Annotated in this window: 17 protein-coding genes and 1 tRNA gene; 12 read left to right on the top strand and 6 right to left on the bottom strand. The window is 57.6% G+C overall.

The genetic code is table 11. From position 1 onward, the window contains the following. The first annotated feature begins 125 nt into the window (after positions 1–125). From ACUZ79_RS05125 to ACUZ79_RS05090, 8 genes are all read left to right on the top strand, one after another. The gene (locus ACUZ79_RS05125) at positions 126–1,082 is read left to right on the top strand and encodes an aspartate carbamoyltransferase catalytic subunit (protein WP_240823906.1); all 957 of its coding nucleotides are present in this window, start codon (positions 126–128) and stop codon (positions 1,080–1,082) included. Next, on the top strand, positions 1,079–2,338 hold the full coding sequence (locus ACUZ79_RS05120) for a dihydroorotase (RefSeq protein ID WP_449250901.1): 1,260 nt from the start codon (positions 1,079–1,081) through the stop codon (positions 2,336–2,338). Before ACUZ79_RS05125 ends, ACUZ79_RS05120 begins: the two co-directional genes overlap by 4 nt. Before the next feature lie 31 nt (positions 2,339–2,369). Then, positions 2,370–3,830: an NAD-dependent succinate-semialdehyde dehydrogenase gene (locus tag ACUZ79_RS05115; RefSeq protein ID WP_449250900.1), complete on the top strand. Its 1,461-nt coding sequence runs from the start codon at positions 2,370–2,372 to the stop codon at positions 3,828–3,830. A gap of 20 nt (positions 3,831–3,850) precedes the next feature. Beyond that, positions 3,851–4,750 carry an AmmeMemoRadiSam system protein B gene (gene amrB / locus ACUZ79_RS05110; RefSeq protein WP_449250899.1) on the top strand — a complete coding sequence of 300 codons (900 nt, stop codon included), beginning with the start codon at positions 3,851–3,853 and terminating at the stop codon, positions 4,748–4,750. 289 nt (positions 4,751–5,039) lie between these two features. Beyond that, positions 5,040–5,366, top strand: coding sequence for a hypothetical protein (locus ACUZ79_RS05105; RefSeq protein WP_240823902.1), 327 nt, complete (start codon positions 5,040–5,042; stop codon positions 5,364–5,366). Beyond that, on the top strand, positions 5,359–6,153 hold the full coding sequence (locus tag ACUZ79_RS05100; RefSeq protein ID WP_449250898.1) for an ABC transporter ATP-binding protein: 795 nt from the start codon (positions 5,359–5,361) through the stop codon (positions 6,151–6,153). The genes ACUZ79_RS05105 and ACUZ79_RS05100 overlap by 8 nt, the downstream gene beginning before the upstream one ends. Beyond that, on the top strand, positions 6,150–7,313 hold the full coding sequence (locus tag ACUZ79_RS05095; protein WP_449250897.1) for a SufB/SufD family protein: 1,164 nt from the start codon (positions 6,150–6,152) through the stop codon (positions 7,311–7,313). Before ACUZ79_RS05100 ends, ACUZ79_RS05095 begins: the two co-directional genes overlap by 4 nt. An 87-nt stretch (positions 7,314–7,400) precedes the next feature. Further along, positions 7,401–7,476: transfer RNA gene (locus ACUZ79_RS05090), tRNA-Ile, on the top strand. Positions 7,477–7,581: 105 nt separating this feature from the next. Here ACUZ79_RS05090 and ACUZ79_RS05085 read toward each other — a convergent pair. Continuing rightward, the gene (locus tag ACUZ79_RS05085; RefSeq protein ID WP_324836455.1) at positions 7,582–7,989 is read right to left on the bottom strand and encodes a barstar family protein; all 408 of its coding nucleotides are present in this window, start codon (positions 7,987–7,989) and stop codon (positions 7,582–7,584) included. A 199-nt stretch (positions 7,990–8,188) separates the two neighbouring features. Between ACUZ79_RS05085 and ACUZ79_RS05080 the strand changes: the two genes are divergently transcribed. Then, a complete protein-coding gene (locus tag ACUZ79_RS05080) occupies positions 8,189–8,701 on the top strand; it encodes a DUF2846 domain-containing protein (protein WP_449250896.1) in 513 nt (170 codons plus the stop codon). Between the two features lie 199 nt (positions 8,702–8,900). Here ACUZ79_RS05080 and ACUZ79_RS05075 read toward each other — a convergent pair whose 3' ends face one another. Together ACUZ79_RS05075 and sqr are read right to left on the bottom strand one after the other, a co-directional pair. Continuing rightward, positions 8,901–9,566 (bottom strand): DUF1641 domain-containing protein, encoded by a 666-nt coding sequence (locus ACUZ79_RS05075; RefSeq protein ID WP_449250895.1) that lies wholly within the window; start codon positions 9,564–9,566, stop codon positions 8,901–8,903. Positions 9,567–9,580: 14 nt separating this feature from the next. Beyond that, positions 9,581–10,822, bottom strand: a complete 1,242-nt coding sequence (gene sqr / locus ACUZ79_RS05070) for a type III sulfide quinone reductase, selenoprotein subtype (RefSeq protein ID WP_449250894.1) — start codon at positions 10,820–10,822, stop codon at positions 9,581–9,583. A 342-nt stretch (positions 10,823–11,164) separates the two neighbouring features. On the opposite strand from sqr, the gene ACUZ79_RS05065 reads away from it, so the two are divergent. Further along, on the top strand, positions 11,165–11,653 hold the full coding sequence (locus ACUZ79_RS05065) for an energy transducer TonB (RefSeq protein WP_449250893.1): 489 nt from the start codon (positions 11,165–11,167) through the stop codon (positions 11,651–11,653). Positions 11,654–11,756: 103 nt separating this feature from the next. Here the strand turns inward: ACUZ79_RS05065 and arsB are convergent, their stop codons facing one another. Genes arsB through ACUZ79_RS05050 form a run of 3 tightly spaced genes read right to left on the bottom strand, consistent with a single transcriptional unit; the run spans position 11,757 to position 13,796 of the window. Then, positions 11,757–12,815 carry an ACR3 family arsenite efflux transporter gene (arsB, locus tag ACUZ79_RS05060; protein WP_449250892.1) on the bottom strand — a complete coding sequence of 353 codons (1,059 nt, stop codon included), beginning with the start codon at positions 12,813–12,815 and terminating at the stop codon, positions 11,757–11,759. A gap of 12 nt (positions 12,816–12,827) precedes the next feature. Then, entirely contained in the window at positions 12,828–13,382 is a 555-nt protein-coding gene (locus ACUZ79_RS05055) for an arsenate reductase ArsC (RefSeq protein WP_449250891.1), read from the bottom strand. A 24-nt stretch (positions 13,383–13,406) separates the two neighbouring features. Then, entirely contained in the window at positions 13,407–13,796 is a 390-nt protein-coding gene (locus tag ACUZ79_RS05050) for an ArsR/SmtB family transcription factor (RefSeq protein WP_449250890.1), read from the bottom strand. A 168-nt stretch (positions 13,797–13,964) separates the two neighbouring features. On the opposite strand from ACUZ79_RS05050, the gene kdpA reads away from it, so the two are divergent. Further along, entirely contained in the window at positions 13,965–15,758 is a 1,794-nt protein-coding gene (kdpA, locus tag ACUZ79_RS05045) for a potassium-transporting ATPase subunit KdpA (protein ID WP_449250889.1), read from the top strand. A gap of 30 nt (positions 15,759–15,788) precedes the next feature. Further along, the gene (gene kdpB / locus ACUZ79_RS05040) at positions 15,789–17,867 is read left to right on the top strand and encodes a potassium-transporting ATPase subunit KdpB (protein WP_449250888.1); all 2,079 of its coding nucleotides are present in this window, start codon (positions 15,789–15,791) and stop codon (positions 17,865–17,867) included. The last annotated feature ends 4 nt before the right edge of the window (positions 17,868–17,871 follow it).

The following is a 17,871-nucleotide window of genomic DNA, read 5'->3' as shown; positions in this document are numbered from 1 at the left end:
TCCTATGGCAGGGCAAGCACAGCGCCCCCGGCCTCCCTGATTTTTTTCGCATTTGCAGGCGTTTTTCGTATTCCCCCGTTGTATAGCAACGGGGATTTTTTTTGACCTTTTTACAACGCAACGTCATGAATACCGACAATCGCTACCACTGGCCCCACAAAGACCTGCTGGACGTCACCCAACTGAGCGCGGAAGACACCATGCACCTGCTGGACCTGGCCGCCAGCTTTCAGGAAATCAACAGCCGTCCGGTCAAAAAGGTGCCTACCCTCAAGGGCAAGACTGTTGTGCTGTTTTTCGTGGAAAACAGCACCCGCACCAAAACGTCCTTTGATGTTGCGGGCAAACGCCTTTCCGCCGACACCTATTCCCTGGCAAAATCAGGCTCAAGCCTGAACAAGGGCGAAAGCCTCAAGGATACGGGCCTCACCCTTCAGGCCATGGGGCCGGATGTCATTGTCATCCGCCACCCCAGCAGCGGCGCGGCGCGCTTTCTTGCGGAGCTGCTGCCCTGCGGCATCGTCAACGGCGGCGATGGCTGGCATGCCCACCCCACCCAAGCCCTGCTCGACTGCTACAGCCTGCGGCAGGCGTGGCAAAACCGCTTTGCCGGGCGCACCCTGCTGATTCTGGGCGATATCGCCCACAGCCGCGTGGCCCGCTCAAACATGCACCTGCTCACCATGCTGGGCGTCAAGGTGCGTCTGTGCGCCCCGCGCACCCTGCTGCCCGCCGGGGTGGAGCACTGGCCCGTGGAAATCTATACGGAGCTGGACAAAGCTGTGCGCGATGTGGACGCCGTCATGTGTCTGCGCCTGCAACTTGAACGCCAGCAGGCGGGCCTGTTGCCCGACCTTGCGGAATATTCCCGCCGTTTCTGCCTTGGCTCCAGCCAGCTGGCCCTTGCCGCGCCCGAGGCCAAGGTTTTGCATCCCGGCCCCATGAACCGTGGGCTTGAAATTTCCAATGACATAGCAGACGCCCCCGCGAGCCTGGTGCTGAATCAGGTGGCCGCAGGCGTCGCCACGCGTATGGCCGTGCTCTATCTGCTGGCCACGCGCAACGATGGAGTACGCGCATGAGCCTCTTGATAAAGAACGCACGCCACCTTGAAGCCCCGGTAGACCTGCTGGTGCGGCACGGCAAGATTGTCACCATGACCCCGGCAGGCCACCACGCCTACGACAGCCGTGAAGTTTTTGACGCCAGGGGCCTTGTGCTCATGCCCAGTTGCATCGATGCCCACGTGCATCTGCGTGAACCGGGCTTTGAATACAAGGAAGACATCGCCTCCGGCCTCGAGGCCGCCGCGCGGGGCGGCTTTGGCGCGGTGATGTGCATGGCCAACACCAAGCCCGTCAACGACACGGCCAGCATTACGCGCGCCATGCTCGACAGCGCCCGCAAAAGCCACCCCAACGGCCCGCGCCTCCACCCCATTGCCGCCGCCACCGTGGGCCTCAAGGGCGAGGAAATGGCCCCCCTCGCGGAACTCAAGGAAGCGGGCTGCGTGGCTGTTTCCAACGATGGCCGCCCGCTGGAAAACGCGGAGCTTGTGCGGCGCATCATGGAATACGGCGCAGACCTTGATCTGGTGCTCATAGACCACTGCGAAGACCCGCATCTGGCTAAGGGCTGGCGCATGCACGAAGGCGTGACCAGCGGCCTGCTGGGCGTCAAGGGGCAGCCCGCCGCTGGCGAGGCCAATCAGGCCATGCGCGACATCATGCTGGCCGAATACCTTGGCGTGCCCGTGCATATCGCCCATGTTTCCGCAGCGCTGACCGTTGACTGCATCGCCTGGGGCAAGGCGCGCGGCGTCAAGGTGACTGCCGAAACCTGCCCCCACTATCTGCTGCTGGATGAAACCGCCCTTGAGGGCTACAATACCCAGGCCAAGGTCAGCCCGCCACTGCGCACCGCCGCAGACCGCGAGGCCTTGCGCCGCGCCGTGAAAAACGGCACCATCGACATACTCGCCACAGACCACGCCCCCCACGCCGCCCACGAAAAAGAAGGCACACTGGATGATGCCATGTGCGGCTTTACCGGGCTTGATCTGGCTGTCAGCCTCACCTGGGGGCTGGTGGCCGAAGGCGTGCTGACAGAGGCCGATGTGCACCGGCTGTGGAGCCGCCGCCCGGCAGAAATTTTCAACCTGCCCTGCAACGGCTTTACCCCCGGCGATCCAGCAGATTTCTTCCTGCTTGACCCGGACGAAACATGGGTTCCCAGGCCGGAAAACCTCTATTCCAAGAGCTGCAACACGCCATTTCTGGGTCAGCCCCTGCGCGGCAGGGTCAAACATCACTGGCTTGACGGCATGCAGCTGTTCTGATGCCCTGCGGGGGCTCATAACAGGGGGTTTTATGTACCGTATTCTGCACGATCAGGAGCTGTTCCGCAGCCAGTGCCTCATCAATGGGCACTGGCGCGATGCGGCCGACAAAAGCGTTATTGAAGTCGTTAATCCCGCCAACGGCAAGCAGTTGGGCACCGTGCCAAACTGCGGCGAGGCCGAAACCCGCGAGGCCATTGAGGCCGCGCAGGCGGCATTTGCTGTCTGGAGCGCACGGACGCCTCTGGAACGCGGCGCCCTGCTCCACGCCTGGGAACGCGCCATTGCCGAGAACATTGAAGATCTGGCCCGCCTGCTTACCCTTGAAGAAGGCAAGCCCCTGGCCGAGGCCAGAGCAGAGATCCTTCAGGGCGCGTCATACTTTCCCTGGTTCGCGGAAGAAGCCCGCCGCTTCAGCGGCGAGGTCACGCCCGTATACCGCCACGGGGTGCAGGCCATCACCCGTCATGCCCCTGTAGGCGTGGCTGCGGCCATCACGCCGTGGAACTTCCCCATGTCCATGATCCCGCGCAAGGTGGCCCCTGCGCTGGCGGCGGGCTGCACCATGGTGGTCAAACCCGCCAGCGCCACGCCGTATAGCGCGCTGGCAATGGCGGAACTGGCCGTGCGGGTGGGCATCCCCGCCGGGGTTTTCAACGTTGTTACGGGCAGTGCGCGGCGCATCGGCAACGAGATTACCTCCAACCCGCTGGTGCGCAAGCTCAGCTTTACCGGCTCAACGGCGGTGGGGCTGCAACTGGCAACCCAGTGCGGGCCCACGCTCAAGCGCATTTCCATGGAGCTAGGCGGCAACGCTCCCTTTATTGTGTTTGACGATGCGGACATGGACAAGGCCGTGACCATGGCCATGGCCTGCAAATTCCGCAATGCCGGGCAAACCTGCATATGCGCCAACCGTTTTCTGGTGCAGAGCGGCGTGGTGGAAACCTTCGCCACCAATCTGCTCGATCACATTAGCGACATGCGCGTGGGCGACGGACTCAAACCGGAAACCGACATGGGCCCGCTCATCAATGCCGATGCCGTGGCCCACACTGATGCTCTGGTCAAGGACGCTGTGGAAAAAGGCGCGCAAGTGCTGTTCGGCGGCAAGCCCCACAGCCTTGGCGGCAATTTTTACGAGCCAACCCTGCTGGTGGGTCTGACCTCGGAGATGCGTATTTTCCGCGAAGAGATATTCGGCCCGGTGGCTGCCGTCATGACTTTTGACGATGAGGAAGAAGCCATTTCCCTTGCCAACGATACGGAATTCGGCCTGGCCTCATATGTCTGCACGCGCGACATGCCGCGCATCTGGCGGCTGTTCAACAAATTGCAGTACGGCATGGCTGGCTTCAACGATGCGGGCCTTGCCGCCGCCGAAACGCCCTTTGGCGGCGTGAAATTCAGCGGCATTGGCCGGGAAGGCAGCCGCGAGGGCCTTCAGGAATACATGGAAACCCACTATGCCCTGCTGGGCGGGCTGAACTGACGCGCCAGCGAGGAGTACTCATGCCCGAACGTGAACCTGTCGCAGCCGGGCGTTTCTATCCCGCTTCGCCCGGTGAGCTGCAAAAGGAAATCAAGTCATACCTCACGGCTGGAAAAGCCTTGTCTGCAAATGCGCCCATTGACGCCAAGCGCAAGGCCTCTGCAAGCCTGCGCGGCCTTATGCTTCCCCATGCTGGCTACGTTTACTGCGGCAAGGTGGTTGGGGCCGCGCTCATGAGCCCCTGGAACAAAACCACAGCCGGAGCCAGCCTGCCGGAGCGGCTCGTGATGCTCTGCCCCAACCACACGGGCAGGGGCGCGCCCCTTGGCGTGTGGCCGGATGGCGCGTGGCGTACCCCGCTGGGCAATGTTGACGTGGATGCGGAGCTGGCCGCCAGCCTGTGCGCCAAGGGCGGTTTTGCGCCCGACCTGCACTCGCACCTTGACGAGCATTCCATAGAAGTCCTGCTGCCTTTTCTGCAATGCATGCCGCCGCAGGGTACGCCCGGCGCGACCCGCCGCATCACCCCTGTGTGCGTGGGCACCATGCAACACAAAATCTTGCAGGAAGCGGGGCTGGCGCTGGCGGAGGTCATCCGCCAGTACGAAAGCAAGGCCGAGCGGATCGGCGTCATCGTCAGCTCCGACATGAACCATTACGAAAATCAGGAAACCACCATGCGCAAGGACGCTTTCGCCCTTTCGCAGGCGCTGGCCTGCGACCCGGAAGGCCTGCTCACCATGGTGCAGCGTGAAAAAATCACCATGTGCGGGGCGGCCCCCATGGCCCTTGCCCTGTTTGCCGCCCGCGCCCTGGGCGAACCATGGGCGGAACTGTGCCTGTACGACACTTCAGCCACGGCATCGGGCGATACGCGCAAGGTGGTGGGCTACGCCGCCCTACGCTTTGGCCTTGCATGAGGCCTCAACATGACGCCCCGGCACAAATAATTCCTGCCCACCGGGCTGTCTGCTGCGCGGCAGCGGGGAACAAAACCCTGCGGCCGCGCAGAGTTGCGTGATCTGGCTTGCGCATTTTTTTACCATATCCGACATATGCCGCATATCCGCCAAAGGCGCGCCAGCGCTTAAACAGCGCCGTTGCACCTCGCCACGCTCCAATAAAGACAGGCATCTGAATACGCCGCATCTCTGGACAGGGGGTGGCAAGTTTGCCACTATGCGGCATCACAAAACCAAGGGGATTACCATGGAAGTGTGCATCGCGTATCTGCGTGGCAAACCGATCATGCTGGAGCTGCGGGACGGCATCGCCTATCTCGACAACGAGCCCCAGCCCATCAAATATCTCGATGAAGCAAAACTTCAGGAATTCAGCGATTCCATCCGGGCCATTCCGTATTCCGCTGATCCTGGCTATGAAGCGCTGGTCAATTCCAAGCGCGCGGCCTTTATTGTCACCCTGATTGGCAGCGCCGTGGGCGAGGAATGCGTTTCCAGGCTGACCCATATTCTGGATCACGTGCATTACGATGTGCTGGAGTATCTGGGCGAAACCGGAGAAGAAGATGCTTGAAATCCGTGACCTGCATGTTTCGGTCAAGGGTACGCCCGTACTCAAGGGCATTGATCTGCACATCCGCCCTGGCGAAACATTCATTCTTTTTGGCCCCAACGGCTCCGGCAAAACCACCCTGCTCATGACTCTCATGGGCTTTGCGGGGTATGAGGTCACGCAGGGGCAAATCATCTACAAAGGCACAGACATCACCCACGCGCCCATGTACGAGCGTGCGCGCCTCGGCATCGGCATGTCGTTTCAGCGGCCCCCCACCATTCATGGCCTGCCCACGGGCAAGCTGGTGGAACTGTGCGGGCGCGGGCGCAAGATGGATATAGAAGACATGGCCCGCAAGGTGCATTTTGACCATTTTCTCAAGCGCGATGTGAACGCGGGCTTTTCCGGCGGCGAAATCAAGCGCTCCGAACTGCTGCAACTCATGGCCCAGAAGCCAGACCTGCTGCTCTTTGACGAGCCAGAATCCGGCGTTGACCTTGAGAATATGGCGCTTGTGGGTAAAACAGTGCGCTACCTGCTTGACGGCACGCCCGACCGATGTTGCGCCACGCTGCGGCAGCGGGAGAAGGTGCGCTCCACCAGCGGTCTTATCATCACCCACACCGGTCATATCCTTGAATACGTCAATGCCCACCGGGGGCAGGTCATGTATCGGGGCAAGCTGTGCTGCGAAGCGCGGCCCCGCGAAATTCTGGATCACATCGCTACCCACGGTTATCAGGAATGTCTGCGCTGCCTCACCGGCGACATGCTTGGCAAAATTGCGGAGGCGCCCCTTAAATGAGTTCTGTCAATCTTTCCCGCTTTCAGTTCAGCGGCGGCGAAAACGCCGCACCCATTGAAAACCTCGCCGCCCTGCCCCGCGAGGATCAGGAACGTCTGGTGCTGGCTGGCATCGATGTGAACGACAGCTCCGCAAGCGGCGCGTTCATGCAGCTCAACCACGCTGGAGTGCACTGCGAAACGCGCCATGAAGGCCTCGACCTCATGGACATCCGCACGGCGCTGAAAAAGTTCGACGGCCTGCCCCAGTATTTCTGGAAGCTGCTGAATCCTGAAAAGGACGAATTCACGCGCATGGCGCAGGAGCACTGCAACGGCGGCTACTTTGTGCGGGCGCGCAAGGGCGTCAAAATCGCCCAGCCCGTGCAGTCCTGCATGTTCATCAAGGGGCACGGCGCGGGCCAGAGCATCCACAACATCGTGATTGTTGAAGAAGGCGCGGAGCTGCACATTCTTGGCGGCTGCGCCACTGCGCACGATGCCAACGATGCCGCCCACCTGGGCGTGACCGAATATTATGTGGAAAAAGGCGGCAAGCTGACCTTTACCATGATTCACAACTGGGGCAGCAGCACGACTGTACGCCCCCGTTCCGCCGGGATTGTGGAAGCCGGGGGCGAGTTTCAGAACAACTACATTCTGCTCAAGCCCGTGGGCGACCTGCAAATGTACCCCACCATGACCCTGGCTGGAGCCGGAGCCGTGGCCCGCTTCAACTCCGTTGTAGTGGCCCCCACCGGCTCCCATGTGGACTGCGGCAACCGCATTGACCTTGCGGCCCCCGATACGCGCGGCGAAATCATCTCGCGCGTTGTCACCACGGGCGGCACGGTCATCAACCGGGGCTTTATCGGCGCTTCCGCCGCACCCGCCAAGGGGCACCTCGAATGCAAGGGGCTGATTCTTGGCGGTGGGCGCATGCACGCCATCCCCGAGCTGGACAGCAACCAGGACGGCGTGGAGCTTTCGCACGAGGCAGCGGTGGGCAAGATCGCGCAGGAGGAAATTGAATACCTCATGGCGCGCGGTCTGGACGAAGACGAAGCCGCCGCCACCATTGTGCGGGGTTTTTTGAACGTGGACATCATGGGACTGCCCGCCCCGCTAAAAAAGGCCATGGACGAGCAGATTTCCTTGCTGGAAGCGGGCAACGCCATGTAGCAAGGGGCAGCTTTTGCGGCCCGCCCAACGCTGCCCGATACGCGCACTTGACCGAAGCCAGCCTTGCAGCTATATTTCCCCTCCTTGGGGCCTATAGCTCAGTTGGTAGAGCCTCCGGCTCATAACCGGCCCGTCCCAGGTTCAAGTCCTGGTGGGCCCACCAAGAACTGTTCAGACAAAGACCGCCGAAGTTGCACAACTTCGGCGGTCTTTGCGTTTATAAATAGTTGGTTCCGCAAAACTCGCTGACCACTACTTTGCCATAATTTTATTCCTCAAATTCCAGTGTGCAGTCGTGCCCAGAATTATTACTCGCTAGCGTAATTTCTATAATTCTATCCATAAGCGTCGGGCCCGTTTCATTCAGCGCAGCATGCATTTTTTTTCTTACAATATCTCGGTTTACAGGATGGCAAATATTTATGTTTTCTTCATAATATTTTGCAGTAGCTGGATAGCCAAAATCTAATCGACTTTTGGCAGCATTTTTCCAAAGAATCGCTATAGGCTCTCCCCGTTCGTGCCGACCAAATCCGCCGCGCAAGATATCGTTGTAAGCATCAAGATTATGACCTGTTTTGAACGTAAGATCCTTGGTGAATACGGCATCCACTTCACAAAAAAAGTCATCAAGCGTATCAAACCGTGCTCCATCAATTATAAATTTTTGCCGCATGGCCTCTCCCGTTCTTGGGTCGTTTTTCTATTCATTTTTATTTAAACTTTAATGCCTGAAAACATAGATCAAATCTCTTGTCAAACATAGAAGCAATAATGAAAAAAACCGCATAACTAGGGAACAACGCTTCTTATCCCATACCTAGGTTGAGGCGATATCTCAAAACTGATAAACAAGTATAAAATTTGGAGGTGTTATGAACAAGCTGCTTTCGTTCTGTATCGTAGCGTTACTATTCCTCTTTTCTGTAGGTTGCGCAAAAATGCCGCTTCGTGGTGATTATGTGGAGGAGAAGTCGCCTCCACAAATACAAGCCGATGAACAAAGCGCCGCTATTGTCTTCTTTCGCGAGTGGGCATTTACTGGTGGCGGAATGAGCTATTTCATAACTGAAGATACTAACAACATTGGACTTCTGAAAGCTGGCTCCTATTTCGCATACCGCGCAACCCCGGGTAAACATACATATTCGGCTGAAACAGAAGCAAGATCTTCTGTCACCTTGGATGTTCAACCGGGTCAGACTTATTACATCGAAGGTGGAATAGGCATCGGTTTTTGGGCAGGTCGCCCTCAGCTTTCAGAAGTTACCAAGCCGATATTTGATAAAGTAAAACCAGACTTGAAGTATATACGACTCGCAACACCAGAAGAAGCCGCCCAGTTCAAAGAAAAAGAACAGAAGCGCGATTCAGGAACGACCCTGTAGCCATCAGTTTTCACAATCTCCACCAGAATCAAACGGAATGCGTGTGAAACTGCTTTTTGAATAAAAATTGACTTCAGAATTTAGCTGGCACCGATCACCAAGAACTCTTCAAGCAAAAGCCCGCCGAAGTTGCAGAACTTCGGCGGGCTTTTGCTTTATAAACGGGCAGTTCCGGGGAACCCGTCAGATAACCTCTCGGTTATTTGGACGCGCTCTGGCCCGTGTACTTTCCTGCTACTTTTATCAGTTCGGCAAGCAGGCCAAGGGTCTGTTTGCCTTCCGCGCTGCCAAGCGCCCCAATAAGGCCAAAAACGCCCGTGGGCTTCACATTGGCCGTGTCTATCTCGCCCAGCATGCCGATCAGGTTCGTGATCTTGGCTTGCAGGCCGGGGTCGGCAAGGCGCTGCAACTGGCTGATCAAAAAGGCCAGGCCTTCGCCCGTTTTGGCAATGTCTTCCGGGCTCATGGAGCCAAGCAGGCTGCCGCCGGCGTTTTTAAGCGCAGACATCTTTTCAAACACGCCATCCTTTTCCCACTCGCCCATCTTTTCGATGATATGCGGAAAGGTCGGCGCAAACGCAGGGTGCATAATCTTCCACAGGTCGGTGGCGTTCTCGAGCTGGTCGAGCAGCCACGTAAGCCGGGGAACAGTCAGCAAGCCCTTGCGGCCCAGATCCAGAATATCGTCAAGCGTAACCCTGCCATTGAGGGTTTCCATCTCTTCAACAATAAGGCGGAAGGCATGGTTTCCAATGGGCGTCAGCTCGCTCAGCAGCATGTTGCTGCTTTCCTTGCTCGCTTGAAGGTCGCTGAGCCTGCCTTCGATGGCTTCCAGCCGCTCAAGAATTTTATCTTCAGGTGTCATATGATCCCTCCGGTCTACTTGCTTCTCAGCAAGGAGGTATCTTTCCCTGCAAGATACATATTGGGTTCAAACGGGAGTTCATGGCCTTTCAGCATGAGGTTGTAATACACCCACTTGAACATGAGCTTACCCCAATAGTTGATGTGGCTTTCGCCCAGCAGCTCAAAGGGGCCAACACCAGGCAGCGGGAACATGCCCGGCAGGGGTTCCACAGCGTAGCTGAAGTCGATGAGCGAGGCCTTTTCAAAACCAGTGACGATAAAGCAGTTGGTGTGGCCGTCAAACCTGTAATAGTTGTCGGTTCCTTCAATGTCGGCCATCAGGTTCTGGGCGATCACGTCCGCTTCAAAGTGGGCCACAGAGCCGGCTTTGGACGCGGGGACGTTTGTTGCGTCGCCGATGATATACATGTTCCCGAACTTCTTGGACTTCAGCAGCTCCTTATCCGTATCGATGAAGCCGGTCACGTCGGAGACTTCTGATTCGATGAGGAATTCCTGCCCAAGGTTCGGGGGAATGCTCACCAGCAGGTCGTAGGGGATTTCATCGCCCGTGACGGAAGCGATCACGGCGCGGTCGGCTTCCACGCTGTCCACAGTCCAGTTGGTGGTAACCTTGATGCCCTTCTGCTCGCACAGCGCACCAAGAATGTTGTTGGCAACCGGCTTGGTAAAAGCCCCCGTAAGCGGCGTGACAAGCTCAATTTCCACATCTTTGCGCACGCCCATCTTTTGCAGGTACCAGTCGGCCATGTACACAAATTCCAGAGGCGCAACCGGGCACTTGATGGGGGTTTCGCAAATGTGGAGAACAAGACGTCCCTTCTTGAAGTGCTTCAGCTTGTCGCCAAGTGCCGCAGCGCCGTCATGGGTGTAGAAGTTGTGGATCTTACCGCCCCAGTCGTCCAGAAGGCCGGGCACCTCATCGGGAGCGATTCTCGCGCCAGAGGCAACAACAATCCAGTCATAGGTGTGGGTGCTGTTTTTGCATTCGACCTTGCGCTGGATAGGATCCACAGCGGTGATCGTATCGATCACGAAATTAACTCCGCGAGCGATAAAATCCTTTTTGGGACGAACGCAACCCTGCGGCGTATCAACCCCGAACGGAATCAGAAGCCAGCCGGGCTGGTAGTGATGGACGGGATCCCGGTCAATCAGCGTTATTTCCCATTCTCTTTCACTCAAGAGCTTTCTCATTTTCGTGGCGATCATGGTTCCGCCAGCGCCAGCACCAAGAATAAGCAACTTTTTCATGCAGTTAACCCCAACGTAAAGTATATAGCAGTGCGCCATAAAAAGGTTTCCCTACTACGTGCAGCCACTGCCATCGCGGGCTGATATCATAGTAAGATGGTATCATTTGCTTAGTACCACAGCTAATTTTTAACTGCACTAATTATGTCAATAAAAATGGACATATATCATTTAATACCTACTAACTAAGTATTTTATTGCGCGCATGTGCGTACTTGCCTACGACCTGTGGCTGTGACTATTTTTCTGGAAAACTAGGAGGATGTATAAAACTCCCAACATGCGTGGGCGCCGCTGAGGGCTATTAAAAAACAAGCGTAAGGTGTAGGCTGATAAAGAACGATGTGTGTGTTTTATGTAAATAATGTCTTCGTAACCCTGGTTTATGGAAAAATCTCAATGCATACACACAATGACAACAGACTATTATTCATTACTGCGTTAACTATACTGCTCATATGGTCCTGTGCAAGGAATTCAACTCCACCTTCCGCACAGATGCAAAAAGATATAACTTCTATTGTAGCTACCAAAAAAATGTCACCAATGGAAAATTACATGCACAGTTTTATGGAGACTGTGCGTCAGTATTGGGCATTTTCATCACCAAAGGATGAACACATGTCTTGCACAATAGATGTGAATGTCTCGCCAGACGGAGAAATTGTAGCATACAAGCTCATAAAAAGCTTTGGAAACAAGTATTTTGACAACTCCGCCCAGAACGCCATCGTGCGAACCCAGAGAAGCGGCGTGCGGCTCCCGCCCCCTGAACCTCTCCCCAAGGGGCTGACCATTATTTTCAATCTGCCTGAACGCATCATGCGATGACTAGCAATACTTACTGAACACGAAGAAGGCCGCCTTTTGGGCGGCCTTCTTCAATTACGGGCATGTTTCAGCCAGATCAGCAAAAATTCCCGGGCAAGGCCGATCAGGCCGTTTCCCGCCCGACAAAATACTTGCGGCGAATATACAGAGCCACATTCACAAGGGCGATGAGCACCGGAACTTCCACCAAGGGGCCAATAACCGCCACAAAGGCCTCGCCGGAATTGAGGCCGAAAACGGCGATGGCCACGGCAATGGCAAGCTCAAAGTTGTTGGATGCGGCGGTAAACGACAACGTAGCCGACTGCTCGTAGTTGGCCCCTGCCCTCCATGAAAGATAGAATGAAAGCAGGAACATAATGAGAAAGTAAATCAGCAGGGGGACGGCAACCTTCACCACATCCATGGGCAGCTGCACAATGTACTCGCCCTTGAGAGAGAACATCACAACAATGGTGAACAGCAGCGCCCGCAACGTCCAGGGGCTGATGCGGGGAATAAAAACATTCTCGTACCAGTCCAGCCCCTTGACCTTGAGTCCGTAGAAGCGGGAAACAAGGCCCCCGATAAAGGGGATGCCGAGGTAAATAAACACGCTTTCGGCAATCTGCCCCATGCTCACGTCTACCACCGCGCCCGAAAGGCCAAGCCAGCCGGGCAGCACGGTGATGAACACATAGGCATAGACGGAAAAAAACAGCACCTGAAATATGGCGTTAAAGGCCACAAGCCCCGCGCAATATTCCCTGTCGCCCCCGGCAAGGTCATTCCACACGATGACCATGGCAATGCACCGGGCCAGGCCGATCAGTATGAGTCCCACCATGTAGCTGTTGTTGCCGGAAAGAAAGGCTATCGCCAGCAAGAACATAAGAATCGGGCCGATCACCCAGTTTTGCACCAGCGAAAGCAGCAAAACCTTTTTATCGCGAAACACCCGACCAAGCTGCTCGTATTTCACTTTCGCCAGCGGCGGATACATCATCAGGATAAGACCGATGGCAATGGGAATGTTGGTGGTGCCTACCTGAAAAAAGTTGATGACGTTCTTTACACCCGGCGCAGCCCAACCAAGCCCCACGCCAGCAAACATGGCGAGAAAAATCCACAGTGTCAGGAACCTGTCGAGAAATGAAAGTCGCTGCAAAGTTGACTGACTCATAATTTCTGTCCCTTAGTGCGCGGCTATGCCGTCAAGAGTGCTCTGCAAGGTGTCTGCGTCCATTGCTGGGTTGGCCTCCAGCTTCTGCGCCAGGGCTGTTACGCGCCTGCGCAGAACCTCCAGCGTTTCGGCAAAGGCGGCCTTGATTGTGGCTTCATCGCCCTGCACCTTGGCTGGATCGGGCATGCCCCAGTGGCTGCGCACTACAGATCCAAAATACACCGGGCAGGCTTCACCCGCCGCATCGGCGCACAGGGTTATGACCACCGAGGGCTTTTCCGGCAAATCATCCCATGACTTGCTTGCAAGGCCTTGGGCAGAAATTCCGGCCTCGGTCAGAGCCTCAAGAGCGCGGGGGTGCACATAGCCCGCAGGTTTGCTGCCCGCGCTCTGCGCTGTAACCCCAACCGGAGCCATAGACCGGAAAAGAGCCTCGGCAATAATCGAACGGCAGGAATTGCCCGTGCATAAAAAGAGGATGTTCATGGTTACCTCGGAGTGGGATTCAAAGAAGAGGTTCAAAACGTCGCCCGCAGCACTGGGGTTGCATTCATCCCGCCAGCGCATTCAAGGAACACATTTTTTCCACTGTCATTCATGGCTGATCTTCGGGTCAGAGGTTTTGTCCCCGCAACAGTCGGGCAGAAACACCGCATCCACACAACTCTCGCGGCGATACGTCCTGCACTGCTCGGGATGACCAGAGCAGCACTCGGCGGTCAGATAGGATATTGTTTCAAGCATCAAGGGAATGTTTGCCCGGTAGCGCGTGTTGCGCCCCTCGCGCTCCACGCTGGCAAGCCCGCAGTGAACAAGGGTTTTCAGATGAAAAGAAAGGTTGGTCTTGGGGATATCCGCCAGGCGTGAAAGCTCCCCCGCCACCAGACCGTCAGGGGCATGCTTGACCAGCAGACGAAAAATGCAGAGGCGCGCCTCGGACGTAAGGGCTTCAAACACCTGGGTAGCTTTTTTTGTTTCCATTGGACAATCATTCAACACCAATTGAACAATGTCAAGCATGCTGACAACGAAAACAACCATCGGCCTTAATACAAATTTTATACTCCCGCCCCAAGTTTAACACCCATTTTATGCGCTTTTTCATACCGTGTTCCCGTGGGCAAGGTTCAATCCCCACAGGAGAACGTTATGGAAAACATGGTTGGGCAATGCCTGCTGTACATCATATTGCTCGCATTGCTGGCGTGGCCGCTGGGCATTTACATGGGCAAGGTCATGGACGGCGAACCGTTCTGGCTGCAAAAAGTTCTGGCCCCTTGCGAGCGCGGCCTGTACCGCGTCATGGGCATCAACCCGGCGGAGCAGATGGGCTGGAAGCGCTACCTTGGCTGCGTGCTGGCTTTCAGCAGTGTGAGTATTGCGGTTCTTATGCTGCTGCTCATGGCGCAGGGCAGCCTGCCCCTGAATCCGCAGGGCATATCTGATACAAGTTGGGATCTGGCCCTGAACACAGCGGTGAGTTTTGTCACCAATACCAACTGGCAGGCATACTCGGGTGAAAACGCCATGAGCTATCTGGCCCAGATGGCAGGCCTTACAGTGCAGAACTTTGTTTCCGCCGCCGTGGGCATTGCGATTTTGTTCGCCTTGATTCGGGGGCTACGCGCGCGAAAAACAGAAGTATCCGGCGGGCCTGATACTTCCGCCACGCCAGCCGTTTCAGGTCTCGGCAACTTCTGGGCAGACGCCACCCGCGCCACCCTGTATATCCTTGTGCCGCTCTCGCTGGCGCTTTCGCTGCTGCTCATCTGGCAGGGCGTGCCGCAGAATTTTTCACCCTACAAAACCGTGGCACTGCTTGAGCCGCTTACAACTGAAGACGGGGCGACCGTTACGGAACAAATGGTTCCCATGGGGCCGCAAGCCTCGCAGGTTGCGCCCAAGCAGCTTGGCACCAATGGCGGCGGCTACAACGGCGTCAATTCCGCCCACCCGCACGAAAACCCCACCCCCCTCGCAAATATGCTGGAAATGCTGGCCCTGCTGCTCATTCCCGCTGGTCTGTGCTTCACCTTTGGCAGGCAGATCACCGACATGCGGCAGGGCGTAGCCATATTCATCACCATGACCCTGCTGCTGGCCGCCGCCATCGGCTTCACTGCCTGGGCAGAGCAGAGCGCCACCCCGCAACTGGCCCAGACTGGGCAGACAGACCTTGCGGCCCGCAGCGGCCTGCTGGCTCAGGCCGGAGGCAACATGGAAGGCAAGGAGGCGCGCTTTGGCATAACAGGCAGCGCCATCTGGGCCGCCGCTACAACTGCCGCTTCCAACGGCTCGGTCAATGCCATGCACGACAGCTTCTCGCCGTTGGGCGGGCTGGTTCCCATGGTGCTCATGCAGTTGGGCGAGGTGGTCTTTGGCGGTGTGGGCAGCGGCCTCTACGGCATGCTGGCCTTTGTTCTGCTGACCGTTTTCATGGCCGGCCTGATGGTGGGCCGCACCCCAGAATATCTGGGCAAAAAGGTGGAACCTTTTGAAATGAAAATGGCCGTTGTGGTCTGCCTGACCACGCCGGTCGTCATCCTGATCGGAGCTGGTCTGATGAGCATTGTTCCTCAGGTTGTGGACAGCCTGAACAACGCCCTGCCCCACGGCTTCAGCGAACTGCTCTATGCCGCCACCTCCGCCGGGGCCAACAACGGCTCGGCCTTTGCCGGGCTGAACGCCAACACGCCTTTTCTGAACGTGCTGCTGAGCGCACTTATGCTTGCCGGGCGCTTTGTGCCCGTGGCCGCCATCCTTGCCGCCGCATCCAGCATGGCTGGCAAAAAGACTGTGGCCGCAAGCTCCGGCACGCTCTCGACCAGCAACGGCATGTTTGTTTTTCTGCTCATATTTGTGGTGCTGCTGGTGGGCGCGCTGAGCTTCTTCCCCGCTCTGGCTCTTGGCCCCGTTGCCGAACATTTGCAAATGGCGCGTTAATCAGCGCGCTCAACAATAAAGGATACAGCCATGTCAGCCAAAACTGCACATGCCCCGCGCAACAGCCGGATGCTCCAGCGGGCCCTTGGCGATTCGTTCATCAAGCTGGCTCCGCACATTCAGGCGCGCAATTTTGTCATGTTCACCGTATATCTTTCCGCCATCATGACCACGGCCCTTGCGCTGGCAGGGACGTGGGGATTCATTCCCGCCGCCGCAGGCCAGAGCGCCTTTGCCTGCGCAATCGCCGCCATACTCTGGTTTACGGTGCTCTTTGCCAACTTTGCGGAAGCCCTCGCCGAAGGCCGGGGCAAGGCCCAGGCCGACAGCCTGCGCAAATCGCGCAAGAGTGTTGACGCCCGCAAGCTGCCGGACCCTGCGCAGCACGAAGCCTTTGTGATGACTTCGTCCACCGAGCTGAAACCCGGCGACTACGTGCTTGTGCTGGCAGGTGAGATGATCCCCGCTGACGGCGATGTGACCGAAGGGGCAGCCTCTGTGGACGAAAGCGCCATCACGGGCGAATCCGCCCCGGTCATACGGGAGAGCGGCGGCGACCGTAGCGCCGTTACCGGCGGCACAACCGTACTTTCCGACTGGCTGGTGCTGCGCGTTACCAGCGAGGTTGGCCGCAGCTTTCTGGACAAAATGATCGCCATGGTCGAAGGCGCAGCCCGCCAGAAAACACCCAACGAGATCGCCCTGAACATTCTGCTGGTGGCGCTTACGGTCATCTTTCTGCTGGTCACGGGTACGTTGTGGTGTTTTGCCCGATTTGCGGCAGATCAGAATCATGCGGCAAACCCGGCAGATGTCACCTCGCTGGTGGCGCTCTTTGTCTGCCTGGCCCCCACCACCATTGGCGCGCTGCTTTCATCCATAGGTATTGCGGGCATGAGCCGCCTCAATCAGGCCAACGTGCTTGCCATGAGTGGGCGCGCCATTGAGGCGGCTGGCGATGTGGACGTGCTTCTGCTCGACAAGACAGGCACCATAACTCTTGGCAATCGGCTGGCCGTCAGTTTTATACCTGTGGACGGGCGCACCGAGCTGGAGCTGGCGGAAGCCGCCTGCCTTGCCTCGCTTGCGGACGAAACTCCCGAGGGCCGCAGCATCGTACAACTGGCAAACAGCCTGTTTCCGCAGGAGGGCGCAACGCATCCTGAGGCAGACACGACGTTTGTTCCATTTTCCGCCCACACCCGCATGAGCGGCGTTGATGCGCGGGGTTCCTCCATACGTAAAGGCGCGGCGGATGCCGTGCGCGCTTTTGCGGAGCAGCTTGGCGGGCGTTTGAGCCCGCAGTGCGATGAAGCGGTGCAAAGCATTGCCCGTCAGGGCGGCACACCCCTTGTTGTTGCCCGCGATGCCGCAGTGCTTGGCGTGATCCACCTCAAGGATGTCATCAAGGACGGCGTGCGCGAAAAATTCGGAGAGCTGCGGCGCATGGGCATCAAGACCGTCATGATCACGGGCGACAATCCGCTCACTGCCGCCGCCATTGCCGCCGAGGCCGGGGTGGATGACTTTCTGGCCGAGGCCACGCCGGAGACCAAGCTGAACCTGATCAGGGACTATCAGGCCAAGGGACATCTGGTCGCCATGACGGGCGACGGCACCAACGACGCCCCGGCTCTGGCGCAGGCGGATGTGGCGGTTGCCATGAATACGGGCACGCAGGCCGCCAAGGAAGCGGGCAACATGGTTGATCTGGATTCCTCGCCTACCAAGTTGCTGGATATCGTGCGCATCGGCAAGCAGCTGCTCATGACGCGCGGCAGCCTCACCACCTTTTCCCTTGCCAACGACGCGGCAAAATACTTTGCCATCATTCCGGCCCTGTTCATGGGCCTGTACCCCGGCCTTGCCGCTCTCAACATCATGGGCCTGCACAGCCCGCAAAGCGCCATACTGGCGGCCACCATATACAATGCCCTCATCATTGTGGCCCTCATTCCGCTGGCCCTGCGCGGCGTGCCCTACAGGGAGGAAAGTTCGGAGCTGCTGTTGCGCCGCAACCTCTTTATTTACGGCCTCGGCGGCCTTGCGGCCCCCTTTGCCGCCATCAAACTTATTGACCTCTGCCTGGTCGGCCTTGGGCTGGCCTGAGGAG

The organism is Desulfovibrio faecalis (genome assembly GCF_053570625.1).
The sequence above is the reverse complement of the archived record's forward strand: the minus strand, read 5'-3'. Positions and strand labels throughout refer to the sequence as shown.

Coding starts and splice junctions, on each gene's coding strand:
- amrB (WP_449250899.1), top strand. CDS start 3,851: ATGCCCGAACGTGAACCTGTCGCAGCCGGGCGTTTCTATCCCGCTTCG.
- arsB (WP_449250892.1), bottom strand. CDS start 12,815: ATGAGTCAGTCAACTTTGCAGCGACTTTCATTTCTCGACAGGTTCCTG.
- kdpA (WP_449250889.1), top strand. CDS start 13,965: ATGGAAAACATGGTTGGGCAATGCCTGCTGTACATCATATTGCTCGCA.
- ACUZ79_RS05100 (WP_449250898.1), top strand. CDS start 5,359: ATGCTTGAAATCCGTGACCTGCATGTTTCGGTCAAGGGTACGCCCGTA.
- ACUZ79_RS05105 (WP_240823902.1), top strand. CDS start 5,040: ATGGAAGTGTGCATCGCGTATCTGCGTGGCAAACCGATCATGCTGGAG.
- ACUZ79_RS05080 (WP_449250896.1), top strand. CDS start 8,189: ATGAACAAGCTGCTTTCGTTCTGTATCGTAGCGTTACTATTCCTCTTT.
- kdpB (WP_449250888.1), top strand. CDS start 15,789: ATGTCAGCCAAAACTGCACATGCCCCGCGCAACAGCCGGATGCTCCAG.
- ACUZ79_RS05120 (WP_449250901.1), top strand. CDS start 1,079: ATGAGCCTCTTGATAAAGAACGCACGCCACCTTGAAGCCCCGGTAGAC.
- ACUZ79_RS05085 (WP_324836455.1), bottom strand. CDS start 7,989: ATGCGGCAAAAATTTATAATTGATGGAGCACGGTTTGATACGCTTGAT.
- ACUZ79_RS05125 (WP_240823906.1), top strand. CDS start 126: ATGAATACCGACAATCGCTACCACTGGCCCCACAAAGACCTGCTGGAC.
- ACUZ79_RS05055 (WP_449250891.1), bottom strand. CDS start 13,382: ATGCGCTGGCGGGATGAATGCAACCCCAGTGCTGCGGGCGACGTTTTG.
- ACUZ79_RS05115 (WP_449250900.1), top strand. CDS start 2,370: ATGTACCGTATTCTGCACGATCAGGAGCTGTTCCGCAGCCAGTGCCTC.
- ACUZ79_RS05065 (WP_449250893.1), top strand. CDS start 11,165: ATGTGTGTGTTTTATGTAAATAATGTCTTCGTAACCCTGGTTTATGGA.
- ACUZ79_RS05050 (WP_449250890.1), bottom strand. CDS start 13,796: ATGGAAACAAAAAAAGCTACCCAGGTGTTTGAAGCCCTTACGTCCGAG.
- sqr (WP_449250894.1), bottom strand. CDS start 10,822: ATGAAAAAGTTGCTTATTCTTGGTGCTGGCGCTGGCGGAACCATGATC.
- ACUZ79_RS05075 (WP_449250895.1), bottom strand. CDS start 9,566: ATGACACCTGAAGATAAAATTCTTGAGCGGCTGGAAGCCATCGAAGGC.
- ACUZ79_RS05095 (WP_449250897.1), top strand. CDS start 6,150: ATGAGTTCTGTCAATCTTTCCCGCTTTCAGTTCAGCGGCGGCGAAAAC.